The organism is Pectobacterium atrosepticum (genome assembly GCF_000740965.1).
In the GTDB taxonomy this organism is placed as follows: domain Bacteria; phylum Pseudomonadota; class Gammaproteobacteria; order Enterobacterales; family Enterobacteriaceae; genus Pectobacterium; species Pectobacterium atrosepticum.
In genome coordinates this window covers 1,790,347-1,806,350 of record NZ_CP009125.1, presented here as the reverse complement: position 1 = coordinate 1,806,350, position 16,004 = coordinate 1,790,347, and the positions used below count along the sequence as shown (strand labels likewise).

At 53.3% G+C, this 16,004-nt stretch carries 14 protein-coding genes; 11 read left to right on the top strand and 3 right to left on the bottom strand.

Going from position 1 to position 16,004, the window contains the following annotated elements:
- Positions 1-112: 112 nt before the first annotated feature.
- Positions 113-1,084: a chemotaxis protein gene (locus GZ59_RS07740; protein ID WP_011093148.1), complete on the bottom strand. Its 972-nt coding sequence runs from the start codon at positions 1,082-1,084 to the stop codon at positions 113-115.
- A gap of 544 nt (positions 1,085-1,628) precedes the next feature.
- On the opposite strand from GZ59_RS07740, the gene GZ59_RS07735 reads away from it, so the two are divergent.
- The 5 genes from GZ59_RS07735 to GZ59_RS07715 are packed head-to-tail and all read left to right on the top strand — an operon-like array spanning position 1,629 to position 5,841.
- The gene (locus tag GZ59_RS07735; RefSeq protein ID WP_039291051.1) at positions 1,629-2,291 is read left to right on the top strand and encodes a DUF3313 domain-containing protein; all 663 of its coding nucleotides are present in this window, start codon (positions 1,629-1,631) and stop codon (positions 2,289-2,291) included.
- Positions 2,292-2,329: 38 nt separating this feature from the next.
- Positions 2,330-2,965, top strand: a complete 636-nt coding sequence (locus tag GZ59_RS07730) for a paraquat-inducible protein A (RefSeq protein ID WP_181023455.1) — start codon at positions 2,330-2,332, stop codon at positions 2,963-2,965.
- A complete protein-coding gene (locus GZ59_RS07725) occupies positions 2,955-3,578 on the top strand; it encodes a paraquat-inducible protein A (RefSeq protein ID WP_039291048.1) in 624 nt (207 codons plus the stop codon). Before GZ59_RS07730 ends, GZ59_RS07725 begins: the two co-directional genes overlap by 11 nt.
- Positions 3,575-5,221 (top strand): PqiB family protein, encoded by a 1,647-nt coding sequence (locus tag GZ59_RS07720; RefSeq protein ID WP_039291046.1) that lies wholly within the window; start codon positions 3,575-3,577, stop codon positions 5,219-5,221. Before GZ59_RS07725 ends, GZ59_RS07720 begins: the two co-directional genes overlap by 4 nt.
- Positions 5,218-5,841 carry a PqiC family protein gene (locus tag GZ59_RS07715; protein WP_039291044.1) on the top strand — a complete coding sequence of 208 codons (624 nt, stop codon included), beginning with the start codon at positions 5,218-5,220 and terminating at the stop codon, positions 5,839-5,841. Before GZ59_RS07720 ends, GZ59_RS07715 begins: the two co-directional genes overlap by 4 nt.
- Here GZ59_RS07715 and GZ59_RS07710 read toward each other — a convergent pair.
- Positions 5,819-6,433 carry a TetR/AcrR family transcriptional regulator gene (locus GZ59_RS07710; RefSeq protein ID WP_011093142.1) on the bottom strand — a complete coding sequence of 205 codons (615 nt, stop codon included), beginning with the start codon at positions 6,431-6,433 and terminating at the stop codon, positions 5,819-5,821. The two genes, GZ59_RS07715 and GZ59_RS07710, sit on opposite strands and share 23 nt — an antisense overlap.
- Before the next feature lie 551 nt (positions 6,434-6,984).
- On the opposite strand from GZ59_RS07710, the gene GZ59_RS07705 reads away from it, so the two are divergent.
- The 3 genes from GZ59_RS07705 (at position 6,985) to GZ59_RS07695 (ending at position 10,056) form a co-directional block, all read left to right on the top strand.
- Positions 6,985-7,722: a LuxR family transcriptional regulator gene (locus GZ59_RS07705; protein ID WP_039291042.1), complete on the top strand. Its 738-nt coding sequence runs from the start codon at positions 6,985-6,987 to the stop codon at positions 7,720-7,722.
- A gap of 491 nt (positions 7,723-8,213) precedes the next feature.
- Positions 8,214-8,972 carry a CDP-diacylglycerol diphosphatase gene (locus GZ59_RS07700; RefSeq protein WP_039291040.1) on the top strand — a complete coding sequence of 253 codons (759 nt, stop codon included), beginning with the start codon at positions 8,214-8,216 and terminating at the stop codon, positions 8,970-8,972.
- Positions 8,973-9,117: 145 nt separating this feature from the next.
- A complete protein-coding gene (locus GZ59_RS07695) occupies positions 9,118-10,056 on the top strand; it encodes a LysR family transcriptional regulator (protein WP_039291038.1) in 939 nt (312 codons plus the stop codon).
- Between the two features lie 12 nt (positions 10,057-10,068).
- Here GZ59_RS07695 and GZ59_RS07690 read toward each other — a convergent pair whose 3' ends face one another.
- Entirely contained in the window at positions 10,069-11,199 is a 1,131-nt protein-coding gene (locus tag GZ59_RS07690; protein WP_039291037.1) for an ABC transporter substrate-binding protein, read from the bottom strand.
- Between the two features lie 238 nt (positions 11,200-11,437).
- Here GZ59_RS07690 and GZ59_RS07685 point away from each other — a divergent pair, with 238 nt between their 5' ends.
- From GZ59_RS07685 to GZ59_RS07675, 3 genes are read left to right on the top strand one after another with little or no spacing between them, the layout of a single operon-like run.
- The gene (locus GZ59_RS07685) at positions 11,438-13,027 is read left to right on the top strand and encodes an ABC transporter permease (RefSeq protein ID WP_039291035.1); all 1,590 of its coding nucleotides are present in this window, start codon (positions 11,438-11,440) and stop codon (positions 13,025-13,027) included.
- Positions 13,024-13,833 (top strand): ABC transporter ATP-binding protein, encoded by an 810-nt coding sequence (locus GZ59_RS07680; RefSeq protein ID WP_011093136.1) that lies wholly within the window; start codon positions 13,024-13,026, stop codon positions 13,831-13,833. Before GZ59_RS07685 ends, GZ59_RS07680 begins: the two co-directional genes overlap by 4 nt.
- A gap of 16 nt (positions 13,834-13,849) precedes the next feature.
- Positions 13,850-15,643, top strand: coding sequence for an aryl-sulfate sulfotransferase (locus GZ59_RS07675; protein WP_011093135.1), 1,794 nt, complete (start codon positions 13,850-13,852; stop codon positions 15,641-15,643).
- Positions 15,644-16,004 lie beyond the last annotated feature (361 nt).

Sequence of the window (16,004 nt, the reverse complement as noted above, 5' to 3'; positions counted from 1 at the left end):
CAGGATAAGCGTCGGTGGCTAGCAGCGTTCAGAGACGAAAAAAATCGGCCTCTGCCCTCTCCCGTAAAGGAGGAGGCAAAGGCCGAATGTTGTTATACGAGCGCTCTGCTAATTAGCGGCGTACTTTCACTTTATTCAGCACAGTCTGAATCGCCGTCGACAGTTCATTGATCTCGAATTTCGCGACGTAAGCATCTGCACCAACATTACGTACGTGATCTTCGTTGGCGCTACCAGACAGTGAAGAGTGAATCACCACGGGGATATTCTTCAGGAACTCTTCACGCTTGATATTTCTGGTCAGCGTAAAACCGTCCATTTCCGGCATTTCCAAATCGGTCAGGACCAGTGAGATCTTGTCTGAAATGGGTCGCCCTTCTGACTGTGCTTCTTGCGCAATTTGCCGAATCTTGTTCCAGGCATCCTGTCCGGTGATGTGCATACTAAACGGAATACCCATCTGGGTTAGCCCCTGCTCAAGCAACGAACGGGCGACCTTGGAGTCTTCCGCCACGATCGCGATCGCGCCAGGCGTGTAGGGATAGGTCTTATCTTCTGCGTTCTTGAGTTTGGTTTCACGATCGCCGGGAATAATATCGAACAGAATCTGTTCAACATCCAGCACCAGCGCCAGACGATTACTGTCTTTGTCGGTATCAAGACGCGCAATACTGGTGATATAGGAGCTACTCACGCCCGCTTCAGCAGTCAGAACCTGGCTCCATTCCAGACGAACGATATCGTCTACCGATTCCACTGCGAATGCCTGCGTACTACGTGCATATTCAGTGATAAGGAGAATGTTCAGGCCCGTATCCGTTGCACTGCCGACTACAGCAGGAAGATCGATAACAGGAATGATTTGTCCACGAATGTTGACCATGCCCAGCATCGGCGATTTCATGCCAGCCGCTTTGGTCAACGTAGGCATTGGCACAATTTCACGCAGTTTAAACACGTTGATGCCAAACAGCTCAGATTTGCCACCTTCAGGTGATTTGCCCAGCTGGAATAATAAGAGTTCGAATTTATTTGCAGAGGTAAGGTTTGTTCTCTCATCAATCTCTTTTTGAAAATTATCCATGCTTTCCTCAGTGCGAGTCATTATTTATATAGGTATAGCGTAATCAGGCAACATTCGAGATGTGAGTAAACATGAACTAACATCTGACCGCTCCACTGTACGTGATAGTCGTGTTCTTCAATCTTATCCAGCGTCAAACGTAAAATATTTGTTAGTTGTGTCAACTTCATCATCCAACGATGGTAATCATCGGACCAGTAGACGGATATCAACCCTCTCAGTATAGCGGTCGGCTCACATCCTTTAAGGCGCAGATAACATTCCCTGAACCATTAATATCGGCAGACTTTGCCAACACCTTATCCCAAATCGTGACAGAAATGTTGCTTGGAAAGAAAACCTCACACATCTCTTGACACCGCAGCCAGAAAAAACTAAAAACATACCGTACAGTTCGGTTTTATAAAAAGTACATCTACCGACATTTACGCATAGCGACAGTAAAAGTGCTCTGGCAAATAAACAGTTGATGTTGCTGGACGTCATGTGGCTAAGGCGGCGTGTCATCACGCTATTCAGCGGTTCTCTTTAACAGGATTCTCATATGTTCACATTATCTCGGGTTGCACGTCCTACCCTATTGGCCTTGGCTGTCGTACTCGCAGGTTGCGCGAGCAATCCCCCCGTACGCTACAGCGGTATCGCATCATCTTCGCAATTGGCGCAAAACTCAGGTGAGCACGCGGATCGCATTCCTTACCGTTACACCACGCCCGTCGACTGGAAGCAATACACCCACATCATCATCGATCCAGTCAGCATCTATCAGGGAAGCGATAACCAATTTAACGACATGTCACAGCAGGACAAGCAGTCTCTGGCCACCTATATGCAGGATACGTTCAGTAAAACCTTACGCTCCCGTTTCAACGAAGTGACTTCACCAGCTCCCGGTACATTACGGTTGAAATTGACGCTGACGGGTGCCGATACCACCACCCCCGTTGCCGGTACGTTTACCAAATTCGACCTGGCTGGCGGCCCCTACAACATCGTGCAGTCCATTCGCGGTAAAGAAGGCCTGCTCAATGGGTCAGTGAACTATGCCGTTGAAATTTATGATGCGACGACCAACAAACTGCTCAATGCCTATCTTGCGAAGCAGTATCCAAACGCCATGAACGTCAGCGCCAGCGTGGGGGCACTGAGCGCCGCAGAAGTCGGAATCGATAAAGCGGCTGAAGAACTGGCCGACATGCTGAAGTAAGCGAAGAAGAACCTATACAAACGGTGCGGAACAGCATGATGACAATCTACCCACACTTAATTATCTGTCCGCACTGCGACAGCGTGCACCATTACCGGGCGTTAAATCCCGGTGAGGCAGCGCGCTGCACACGCTGTCAGGCCACACTTTATCGGTCAGGATGGATAAATACCGGGCATAGCCTGGCGCTGATACAAACGGCGGCCATCGTCTTTTTTATCGCGAATAGCTATCCGGTACTGACCGTCAGTTTCCATGCGCTACAGAATACGGCAACACTCTGGCAAGCAGCGCTCGCGCTGGCTAACGGTGCGACCCTGCCGCTGGCGATAGGCTGTTTTTTTATCCTGATTATGGCGCCTTTTCTGCAAATCATGCTGACCGGCTGGGTGCTGATGTTTGCCAATAAAGATCGCTGTGCCCCCGGCTTTATTCCTGTGATGAAGATACTGCTGTGGCTTCGTCCCTGGAGCATGCTGGAAATTGCGACGTTGGGCTTTCTGATCACCGCCATCAAGCTCTCCGGCTTTATGCAGGTAATGCCCGGTGCAGGCTGCTGGGCGCTAGCGGCACTGATGTTGCTGCTCGTTGTCGTCAACAGTATCGATCTTCGTCCATTATGGTCGCTGGTGCCTACGGACAGTAACCACAGCGTGGTCCGTCATGAAAAGTAATTCACCCGACCAGCCATTACCGTTGATCGCCTGTCCGCTGTGCGGCCTCGTCTGCCTGCATGATGCAAACCCGCACGATGCGGTGCGCTGCCCACGCTGCCAGTCGCGGCTGACATCTCCCCATAAGGACAGCACTGCATTCTCCTCTGCACTACTGGTCACCGCCCTGATTTTCTATATTCCCGCCAACGTGTTGCCCGTGATGTATACCCGCCTGTTCGGATTGGGAAGTGAAAGCACCATCCTAAGCGGCGTGATTGATTTCTGGCACAGCGGCGACTACGGCATTGCCCTGCTGATATTTACCGCCAGCATCGTCATCCCCTGTATGAAATTTTTGATTCTCGGCCTGCTGCTCTTTATGTCACGCCAAAAAAGTCGTAAGGCGATGGCCGAGCGTGCTGTGCTTTATCGGCTAACGGAATGGGTCGGTTACTGGTCCATGCTGGATGTCGTCGTCATTGCCGCCGTCTCTGCGCTGGTCAGATTTCCTACCCTGAGTGAAGCGGAACCTCGCAGCGGCATTCTTTTTTTTGGGCTGGTGGTGATACTGACCATGTTATCTGCCATGAGCTATGACCCGCGTCTTATCTGGAAAGGTGAAAAAAAATGATCCACGAACAACCCAGTGATCCGGTGATTATCCGTCAACGCTGGCGAATCTCATTGATATGGCTGGTACCCGCGCTCGCGATGCTAACGGGGCTCGCCATGCTGATTCACACTTGGTCAGGTAGCGGGCCGAAAATCGTGATTTCCTTTCAGAGCGCAACCGGTCTTGAAGCCGATCGCACCGTCGTTAAATATAAAGACGTGGCGGTAGGCATCGTAAAAGACATCACGCTGAGTCAGGACAGTAAACAGGTTCTCGTCACGGTGCTGCTCAATAAAAATGCGGAAAGTCTGGCCCATGCGGGTAGCCGCTTTTGGGTGGTTCGTCCGCGCGTCGGCATCAACGGCGTGACGGGTATTGATACCTTGCTTTCTGGTGCTTACATTGGCGCGGATAAGGGTGAATCAACGCAGGGAGAAACTCGCTTTACCGGTCTGGAGTCGCCCCCTGCGGTGATTAATGGTATGCCGGGCAGCCGTTTTGTCATTCAGGCGGATGATCTCGGATCGCTGGATAGCGGTTCGCCAGTTTATTATCGCCGCATCCCCGTCGGCCGCGTTGCGTCCTATCAGTTGAATAACGATGGCCACGGTGTCCAGCTTCAGGTTTTTATTGATGCACCCTATGACCGGTTTGTCACGCCGAATACTCGCTTCTGGAATGCCAGTGGGATGGACCTTTCCGTTGACGCCAACGGCTTTCGCCTTAGAACACAAACCCTCGCAGCCGTCGTGGCTGGCGGTATTGATTTCTCCACCCCCGATCTGGACAACGCTATCGCCCGACCGGAACCACTGACCACCTACAAACTGGCTCGCGATCAGGAATCGGCCCTATTGCCACCTGATGGCCCGCCCATCCTCTTCAAACTCCGTTTTGACCGATCGTTACACGGCCTGGAGGTCGGTGCGCCCGTGGAATTTTCCAGCGTCAAAATCGGCCACGTAGCCACCATTGAGCTGGATTACAGCAAAACAGGCTATCGCTTCCCTACCGTCGTCAATATTGAGGTGTTTCCTAACCGTCTTGGTAATGTACTGGATAAGCTACCTAAGCAGGCGATGTCACTCGAACAGCAGACGGCCGAGTTCACCCGCGATCTGGTTGAACACGGTCTGCGAGCACAGGTTGCACCAAGCAATTTGCTGACCGGACAGCTCTATATCTCACTCGATTTTGTGCACGATGCAGCGAAGGTGCCGTTTGATATCAATGCTCAGCCGTTAGTTCTGCCCACCGTCAATGGGGGATTCGATCGGTTACAAACGCAGATAGCGAGCATCATCGGCAAGATCGATAACATGCCGTTGGATGCCATAGGCCGCAACATGAACACCACGCTGATCGAAGCCAATAAAGCGCTTCGACAGGTTAACGGGCAGACGTTGCCAGAGGCCAGCCGGTTGATGAAACACATGCAGCAGGCCACACGTCGCGTACAGGATGTACTGGAAGAGGATTCGCCATTGCAGTTGGGCATCACACAGTCATTGCAAGAAATTCAGCGCACCTTACGCGCCTTGCGCAGTCTGGCTGAGCAGATCGAACGTCACCCAGAATCGCTGCTGCAGGGGCGCTCGAACGCCCCATCACCATCGACATTTACTCACGACACAGCCACCCCAAAAGGAGCCTCAAAATGAAGCGAGTGGCATCATTCTGCACGCTGATCGTCATCGCGTTATTGAGCGCCTGCTCATCGCCTCCGGTGCATTATCACACCCTACTCGCACCAGCATCACCAGTTGCAACCACCGCGCATGCCGCTCCCTTTTTCATCGATGTGCTGCCTGTTGGCGTACCGACGCAAATTGATACATCACAGCTCGTTATTCGACAGGGCGACAGCGGCGCCGTCGTGCTGGATAACGAGCGCTGGCTCAGCCCGCTGGGGGAAGAAATTCGCACCGCGCTTTCCGTCGGGCTGACACAGCGTCTCAACACGCAGGATGTTTCAGGATTGGTACGCGCGGCAGAAACGCCAGTGGTCAGAATCCACCTACAGGTTCGACGATTTGATAGCTGGCCCGGCCAATTTGTAACGTTCGAGGCAGACTGGAGCCTTAGCGCCATTGAGGGAGAAGATCGCGCACGTTTGCTCTGTCGAAGCCAGTTTACTGAGCAGGCGACGGGGGACGACATCGCGATGTTACAGGCTCAGCAGCAGGTCATCACGCGGCTGGCGGAGCAGATCGCAGCAACGGCGACCCGCTGGATGCCGGATAGAAAAGGAACCTGTGTTACGCCGCCGCCCCAGCCATAAACATACTAACCGCATCCCCCACTATCTCGCGGATGCGTTCAAGGCTTAGTGGTTGTAAATGGCGGTGGAATATGCGGTCATCAATTTCTGCCGTCAGCAGCGCCAGAAACTGCAATGCTCGCACACGTGAATCCCCCGGTTTCAGCGCCTGCCGCGCTATCGCCGCCGCCATCAGCTCAGACAATTTATCAACGTTCTCTTTCGGGCCTGACTCATAAAACAGCGAACCAATATCAGAATGTCCGGCCTCCGCGACCACCATCCGATAAATCGCCATGGCGCTGCTATCGTTGGTCAACACATAGAGGATACGCTCGCCGAAGCGCGTCAACTGCACTTCCAGCGTCTCAGATGCTAGATCATGCGTCATCAACTCTGCCGTTGCCTCGGACAAATGCATGGTCGCATGTTCACGAACGACGGACGTAAATAGCGCTTCTTTGGTTGAGAAATAACCATACAGCGTGGCCTTGGAACCGCCGACCCGCTTCGCCAGTTCATTCATGGTGGCGCGCTCATAGCCCATTTCCTGAAAAAGCTGCGCCGCCGTTTTAACGATGGCCTCACGGCGAGCCGTAGTTCGGACTTTCATCACCACTCCTGCCAGACTGTGCTGACGAGCAAAATAGGATTCGATATAGCAATATTATCAAAACATTAGCCTCACCGCCGCCTCTTTACACAAAGCCACATCACAGTCTGTAAAAACGGGAGAAAGACAAGAAAAGCACAATGATGAATATCAAAGGATGACGGGGGTTGATAAGGAAAAACGGATTATTTACTATCCAGCTCCGAATGACAGGCATTTCTAGCCGTTCGTTGCAGGAGAGCCAGCGTACAGGCAATTTGAAGTATGACGGGGAAACTGCTTTTAGGGCGCATGGCTTAGCACCACACACCCTAAATTCAGTCGACAGAACAGGAACAACGTATGAGTAATTCCCTGGGTTGGCAAATCAATTTGTAACAATTTTTTTAAAATTTACTTTCTTAAATTTTTTTATAAATTGTCCTGTTCACGAAAAAATTATAAGTGATATCATGGGGTAACAGTAGTTAGACTTAGGTATAGGTCAGCACTATACTTTTATGACGTCATCTATATCATGGGTACATTCTCGCTTTTATTGAGGCCGTTACATGTCTGTATTTTGCTCTGACAATGAAATTATCAATAACACGATAAAAAGCTATCTCGGCCGAAAGTTAAAGCAGTATGGCGACCTGAAATACGCCTATATGATCATGAATAAAAAGAACCCGTCTCAGGTTGTGATCATTTCAAATTACCCGCAGGAATGGGTTGATACCTATAAAGAAAATAATTATCAGCATATTGATCCGGTTATTTTGACGGCGATAAACACAGTCTCGCCATTCTCTTGGGAAGACAACATCGTTATTAATTCTAAGCTGAAATTCTCCAAGATTTTTAATCTGTCAAAAGAATACGATATTGTTAATGGCTACACCTTTGTCTTGCATGACAACAATAATCATCTGGCGGCGCTCTCGATTATGTTTGAAGAACATGCGCCAACGGATATGGAAAGTATTGTTGAGGAAAATAAAGACAAACTGCAAATGCTGCTCATTGCCATTCATGAGAAAATCACCACGCTTTACAAAGAGATGACACAAAGCCCTCAGAGTAAAAAACAAGGCGACAAAGAGATATTCTCTCAGCGTGAAAACGAAATTCTTTACTGGGCCAGCATGGGAAAAACCTACCCGGAAATTGCGCTGATTCTGGATATCAAAATCAGCACCGTTAAATTCCATATTGGTAATGTGGTAAAAAAACTGGGCGTGCTGAATGCCAAACATGCCATAAGACTGGGTGTGGAATTACAGCTCATTAAACCTGAGCCTTTATAATCGCCAGCAAATCTACTTCACCTTATATTCCCGTCATACTTCAAGCTGCTTGTACGTTGGTTTCCCTTACTCACCCCATAAACGAGATTCACCCTTCGGGCCAGCGCTACAAGGCTCGCAATAGCCGCCGCCAGCAGGCATAGCGGAATACCCTCGACTGCGATCCCGTTGACGATACAAGTGCCACCACGCGGATAGCCTCGTGGTTATGACGGCATTATTTATGGCGACGTGGACGTGCGGGTCTATTTGTTCTGATTCCTATCGTCGAGCATCCATAACACAATGCTCTGCTGGGATAACTTTCTGTCATCCCGGCACGTTATCATCCGTTCCTCTTGCCGCTTACTCCCCTTACAATCCGTTACCGATTAGGCTTTGGCCTTTTGCCGCAGGGTCATATTAATGACATCGCCCCTGTTCCATACTGATCATCGGTACTTTCTCATGCTCCGTTTACCCTGATATTTTTCGCCAGCCGGAGACCCGTCATGAAACGCAACACGATCCTGATCTTCACTGTTTCTGCCATCATTTTGCTCACAGCGGCCACAACAATAGGGTGGAAGGTTGTCCGAGGAAACAGTAATGCGCTGTGGGAAATAGTCAGTGAACAGTGCGTGCCCAACCAGCAACACAGTGGTAATCCGGCACCCTGCCTAGAGGTCAATCTGGCAGAGGGCTACGTGCTCTTTGATGACAGAAATGGCCCCTATCACGACCTGCTGCTCCCAACGGATAAAATCAGCGGCATCGAGAGTCCCGAACTCTTACAGCAAAACACGCCCAATTTCTTCATGCAGGCATGGGATAGACGCGGCCATCTGTCGCGCGAAGCAGGTAAACCGATCAAAGATGATTATATTTCGCTAGCGATTAACTCACGCTATGGTCGCACGCAAAACCAGTTGCATATCCACATTGCCTGCCTGCGCCCCGAAATTTATCAAACGCTGAATCAACAGTTCCCTACGCTCTCTGGCGACTGGAAAGCGCTGCCCGTGAAAATTAACGGGCACATCTATCTGGCAAAAACGCTCACAGCGAACGAACTGACGCAAAGCGATCCGTTCAAAACCTTGGATCGCTACGCACAGCAGCGAAATGAATCTATCGGCAAATACGGCCTTGCGATGGTTTCTACGCCAACGGGCGAGAAGGTGCTGCTCGCCAGCAGTCTTGACGTGTTCAATATGAGTCTCGGCTCAGTGGAAGAAATTCAGGATTTTTCTTGTGCGCTGGCAAGATAGCCGCTGACCGCGCCAGACGGCCGCCTTCGCGTGTCGGAGGTCGATAGCAATCAATTCGCTATAACTTATAACGTTTTGTTCATTGCGTTGCTATCCGACCTCCGCCTAAAAAGTGGGGAAAATCGATACGGTAGGTAGCTGCAATATGCATCTGGATTTACGGCAATTACGCAATTTTCTTGCACTGGCCGAACACGGGAGTTTTGTACAGGCCGCAGAAGCTGTCTGTCTGTCGCAATCGGCATTCAGCCGCAGTATTCAGGCACTGGAACAAACGATGGGGCATCCGCTTATCGATCGTCAGAGCCGACGCTTTGCGCTGACGTGGCAGGGCAATACGCTGCTGCCGTTTGCGCGGCGTATGCAGGAGCTGTCCTGGGAGTTGATGACCGATATGCAGCAGATCAGCGAGGCGCAGGAAGGCGAACTCACATTCGGCTGCGGCCCTGCACCGTCTACCTCGCTGATCCCCAAAGCGGTCGCACATTTCCATGCCCTTCGTCCGCGAGCCAGAGTCACCTACAGTGTGGATAACTGGCAATCGCTGCGTGAGCGGCTGTTGGCCGACGAGTGGCCTTTCATCGTTGCCGATACCTGGCAGGCCGAAATGGAAACGAACCTCCATGTGCAGCCATTAAGCCAACAGCGCTGCTTCTTTATCTGCCACTCCTCACATCCGTTGGCACAGCAGACAAACGTGACGCCGGACGATCTGCTGCGCTTTCCCCTCGCCTCCCCCTTTATGCCTGTCGGCATGCGCAAGGTTCTGGCTGCCCTCACGCGCCAGCCCGACTATCGGCCGCAGATTCAGTGTGACCATATCTATTCGGTCTTCAGCATCCTGCGCCACACGCAGGCTATCAGCTTCGCCAGCGAGGATGGCTTCGCGCTAGGACGATTAAGCCATCAACTGGTAGAAATTCCGCTGTCGGGCACACCGCCGGAATGGGGTAACATGCAAACCCGCTTCGGCATTGTCACCTGTTTGCAGAGAACACTGCCGCCGCTAGCCGAACTGATGATCGAAACCCTACTGGCGCAGGATCGGCTGCGCTCACCGGCTCCTGCACTGCCGACCCTGTGAGCGCTTTCATGATTATTTCACGGGATTGCCGCTGGCGTCATACACCGGCCAATTTGACTCCAGTCCTTTGGCCTTTAATGCCCGATCGGCAAACTGACCGTCGAACCAATCGCTGGCCGAGAACGTGTTGCGAATCAGCCCAGCGGCTTTCGCCCGCTCGATGCTGTCCTGCAAGCTGCTGAGCAGGAATGGGTCGAGGCGTGGCGAGCTTTGGAATGGGAGATCTTCCGCTTTCAGCTCTTCCTGAAAAATAGCCTGTGGAATCTGGCTCTGCTCGGACATCAGTGCCGTGTATTCCGGCAAGTGTTGCGCATCGCCGATCCACTGCGCATTATCTACCAATACATTCACCAGTTGCTGCGTCGTTCCTGGGTAGCGATCGATAAAATCCTGCGTCGCCAGCACCGCAGCCTGCGTGGTGTTCGTCCAACCGAGCGCACGGCTGGTGGTAACGATATTGATGCCCTGCTTGCGCAATGCCAGCAGAGAGACGCCGCCCCACACTGCATCAACGCGTCTGGCCGCCAGCGCCGCTTTGCCCGCCGTCCAGTCAAGATTGATCACCCGCACATCGCGTTCATTCAGCCCAACGCTTTTAATTGCACGTTCAAACGACAGCTGATCGGCCGTTCCTTTGTAGACCGCAATTCGCTTGCCGCGTAAATCTTCAATGCGCTGAATACCCGATTCCGGTGTCGCCGCCAGATAAGAATTAGAACCACGCGATCCCACGAGTACCCGCGTCGGCAGACCACCCGCTCGGCCAATAATGGCGGCCAGATCGCCCAGATACACCACGTCCAACTGCTTGTTTGCCAGCGCCTCATTCACCGCCGGCCCAGCACCTTTAAAGAACGACCACTGAATTTTGATGCCCTGCGGCTCAAATTCTTTCTCCAACTGCTTTTGAATATGTGCCAGCCCCAACGGCCCGCGGATAAAGGGTTTACTGCCTGCGCTTTGGTCCGGCAAACCGATACGAATCTCCGTCGGCTTCAGTGCATCCGGCGTTACGCTATCGTCCGCCTGTACCGCGGAAGCGAGTGCGGCGCTCATCAATAACGTCATGCCAAGAATTTTATTCATTCCTAGCCACCAGCGAGAATAAGGGGTTATCAACGCTAAAGGGGTTGCATGCTGCATACGGTTTTCCTCAATAATCCGTTTCATCTGCCATGAAAACTAACGAACCGTCGGCGTCAGGCTTAAATAACATTTACAGGTTTGTTCAGCGGAAAAAAGCATAAATCAGCGCGGGCGGGCTCAGGCTACGCATATGCATTTCTTGCACGACGGCCATCGCTTTATTGCATTGGCCTTCCGCGTGTAAACCTGTTTTTTATTACTTATTCATCCAGCCGTGGGGCTTTCGTGAAATAAAATGAATAAGTCGATAGTGCTGAAAAAAACCGTGACCGTCTGGCCTGCTCTGCCGATAGCGCGGGTCTATTCTCTTATAGTGCCAATAATTGTGCCACTGGCGTTACTGGCGCTGTGGTACATCAGCACCCACTACGGCTGGATGCCCGCTCAGATTCTTCCTGCCCCCAATGTCGTCGCTAATACCGCCGTTGAACTTTGGCACAACGATCTTCTGCCACAACTCTTTATCAGCCTGCAACGGCTAGTCGGCGGCCTGCTGGTAGGTTTGCTGGCTGGAACGTTACTCGGTGCGCTCATGGGAGCATCACGCCGTGCCGAACACCTGCTGCACCCGACGGTATACGCGCTGGCGCAGATTCCGACACTAGGCTGGATCCCGTTGTTTATGGTGCTGTTTGGCATTGATGACGGCCTGAAACTGGCGGTTATCATCAAGGCCGTGATTATTCCAGTGACGCTACATACGCAAACAGGCGTGCGCAACGTGCCGCATGCGCTACAAGAAGTCGCCCGCACCCTACGTCTTCCGTGGCACCAGCGCCTCGTCAAACTAACGCTACCTGCCGCGTTCCCAACCTGGCTAACCGGCTTGCGGCTCGCGCTTTCGCAGGCGTGGGTGTCGCTGATCGTGGTCGAGCTGCTGGCATCATCTCAGGGCATCGGCTATCTGCTGGTATGGGGGCGTCAGCTGTTTCAGCTAGACATCGTGTTTGTCTGCATCGCCGTCATTGGGCTGGCTGGACTGACAATGGAGTGGTTGATCAATCAACTGGAGCGCCGTCTGGTCTTCTGGCCGCATCCGCCACTCAGCCAATTAACCACAACGCCGTCTCGCAAACTATCGGCACTGGTTTTACCGTTTCTGCTCCTGCTGTTATGGCAGCAGGCCAGCCGTTTCGGCTGGATCGATCCGCTCTTGCTTCCCCCACCCGCCGACGTGTGGCACATGCTGCTGCAAGGCATCCGCGATGGCTCACTGACCGAGGCGATGCAGGCCAGTCTGACGCGTGCGCTCGCCGGCGCGGTATGCGGCATTATCACGGGCCTCGTAGGCGGCGTGCTGCTGGGACTGAATGCCACCAGCGACGCCCTCTTCACCCCCACGGTCGCGACGCTGCGCCAGATTGCTCTATTTGCCTGGCTGCCGCTGCTGACCGCCTGGGTCGGTAACGATGAAGCTGGAAAAATCACGTTTGTCGCACTCGCGTCCTTCTTTCCCATGCTAGTAGCCAGCCATCGCGGCATTCGCCAGCGTTCGCAGGCCTTACAAGAAGTCGCGCTGGTGTTGCAACTGCGTTTATCGACTCGTCTGCGAGTCCTAATTTTGCCGGGAGCCGCACCTGCCATCTTTGCGGGTTTACGCCTGTCGCTGATTTACGCCTGGCTTGGCACCATCGGCGCAGAATATTTCATGTCATCCGGCACCGGAATCGGCAGCCTGATGATCAACGCTCAGCAACTGCTGGACATGCCTTTGATTATCAGCGGCATGTTATTGATTGGATTAATGGGCGCGGTGCTCGACCGCGTCGGATTAGGTCTGGAACAGCGGATGACGCGCTGGCGTTCCGCAGGAGAAATCGAATGACGTCCATAACCCCTGATGTGCCACCGCCAGTGGTGCAGTTCGACCACCTGCGTAAACAGTTTCGCGTACAGGGCGAAGCACTAACGGTGATTGAAGATTTTTCATTGTCGATTCACAGCGGTGAGCTGGTGGCAATTGTCGGCAGCAGCGGCTGCGGCAAATCCACACTGCTGCGCATGTTGGTCGGGTTAGATAACGACTATCAAGGGCGTGTGCTGGTAGAAGGAAAAACCGTGCGCGGCATCGGACGTGAGCGCGGCATGGTGTTTCAGGAACCGCGCCTGTTTCCATGGCTGACGGTGCGGCAAAACATCGCACTCGGGCTGGCGAATGAGTCAATCAGCGAAAAAGATCGCAAACACCTGATCGACCACTTCATTCAGTTAGTGCATTTGCAGGATTTTGCCGACGCCCTGCCCGCCCAACTTTCCGGTGGCATGGCGCAGCGCGTGGCTATCGCGCGCGGGCTTGTCGGCAATCCACGCATCTTGATGCTGGATGAACCTTTTGGCGCGCTGGACGCCCTGACCCGTCAGCAGATGCAACAGGAGCTGCGTCGTATTCATCAGGCAGAAGGCACCACCACGCTGTTGGTGACACACGACGTCGAAGAAGCGGTCTACCTCGCCGACCGCGTTGTCGTGCTGGCACCGCGACCGGGCCGTATCCGACAGATTGCAACCATTTCGCTACCACATCCGCGTCAGCGTGACAGCCAAGCTTTTCACCAGCAGTGCAGCGATCTACTTGCGCTACTGACGCAGCCTGCCGACATGGCTACCGCCCTCTCTTCTCTGAACACGTAAATACTGGAGCACCATCATGGGACACCCTTCCGTCTACCCAACCGGCACGACAATTTTCAACCCGGAAAAAGCCTGGGGCGGCTACACCGTCTTTCAGGCACTGGAGCGCGGCGCAGTGCTGGTGGATATGAACGGCACCGAACTGCGCCTGTGGGAAGGCCTGCACGGTTTCCCTAACAAAATTCTGCCCGGCGGTTACATCCTCGGACACAGCGGCGAACGTGATTCGCGCTACGGTATGCAGGACATGGTCGATCTGATTCAGGTGGACTGGGATGGCAACGTCGTCTGGAAATTCAACGGTTATGAACACATTACCGATCCAGACCTTCCACCCGAATGGATGGCGCGCGTCCATCATGATTACCAGCGCAGCGGCAATCCGGTCGGCTATTACGCACCGGGGCAAGAACCGCAGTCGATTGGCGGCAACACGCTATTGCTGGCGCACACCAACCTGCACAATGAACGCATCAGCGACAAACTACTGCTTGATGACACCATCATAGAGGTGGACTGGCAGGGTAATATTTTATGGGAGTGGCGGTGCAGCGACCATTTCGACGAGCTGGGCTTTGATGACGATGCCAAAACCGCGCTGTACAACAATCCCAACCTGCGCAAGAGCGGCGGCGGGATGGGCGACTGGATGCATATCAACTCGATGTCGGCACTCGGCCCCAATCCATGGTTCGATCAGGGCGATACCCGTTTCCACCCCGATAACATCATCTGGGACGCACGCGAATCCAACATTATCGCCATCATCGACAAGCTGAGCGGTAACATCGTCTGGCAGCTTGGCCCCAATTACAACACACCTGAACTCAAACACATCGGCTGGATTATCGGCCAGCACCACGCGCATATGATCCCAGCGGGTTTGCCGGGCGCAGGCAATATTCTGGTGTTTGATAACGGCGGTTGGGCAGGCTACGGCACACCCAATCCGGCATCCCCCGATGGGGTGAAAAATGCCTGGCGCGACCATTCCCGCGTGTTGGAAATCAATCCGGTAACGCTGGATATTGTCTGGCGTTATTCGCCTTACGAAGCGGACATTCCACACCCTACCGACGCCTTCCGTTTTTACAGCCCGTACATCAGCAACATCCAGCGCCTGCCGAACGGCAATACGCTGATTAATGAAGGGGCCAACGGCCGGCTGTTTGAAGTCACCGTCGATCATGAGATTGTCTGGGAGTTTATTTCCCCCTACTGGGGTAAGACGGTGAACACCAACATGCTGTATCGCGCCTATCGCGTGCCCTACGAGTGGGTGCCACAGCTATCGCGCCCGCAGGAAACGCCAGTCATAGCCCCCGACAACACTCAGCTACGCCAGCCCGGAGCCGCCGCGCCCGGCTTCGCCAGCGTCATTCGTATTGACGGCACGCGCCCTTATAAAAAGAGCGGCGATGCCCTGTGCGTCGCGACCGACAGCGAAGACCTCAAGCGCAGCCCGAAACTCTTTGCCGTCAACCGTGAGCGCTTTGCTCCGCTTACCGCCGACGATTGGACAGAACTGGCAACACAGGCTGGCCCACAGCTGTTGCTAATCGGTGCAGAGCGCTGCGTCCACTGTAAGAGCCTTTACCGCCAACTGGAAACAATTCTGGATAACGAGGAATACCGCCAGTTGCCGAGCCATTATCTGGACGCCGATCATCACATTGCACTGGCGGAGAAACTGGCGGTAAGAACACTACCGACCCTACTATGGCTTGAAAACGGTGAAGAACAGGCTCGACTGAGCGGCGCACAACAGCCCGAACGCCTACGCCAATGGCTGGCAGAGCAGCAAGCCTAAACCTCACGACATTTAACGCGATCTCGCTTCCAGTGAGATCGCTTCTATCCATCCACATTGATTTCTACGCACATGTCACAACTTATGATGGTTTCTCCATCATCCGGCTTAAAAAATTATGCAGCGGTGGGCGTGACCGCCGAGTGAGCGGCATGGACGCCGCGAAAGCCAGTGCCGCGCAGGGAGCGCGTCACTGGCGGTTCGATTAGCGGTCATGGACACCGATGGCATCGCGTAGCGACATAATTTAGCCGGAAGCCAGGGTTCTCAGGGCTACGGCAATTGAGTGCCCTGAGTCGGGCGCGTGTACGGTATCAAAGATGAATAGCGACTGGGCAGCGCACGAAACCATCTCTGAATT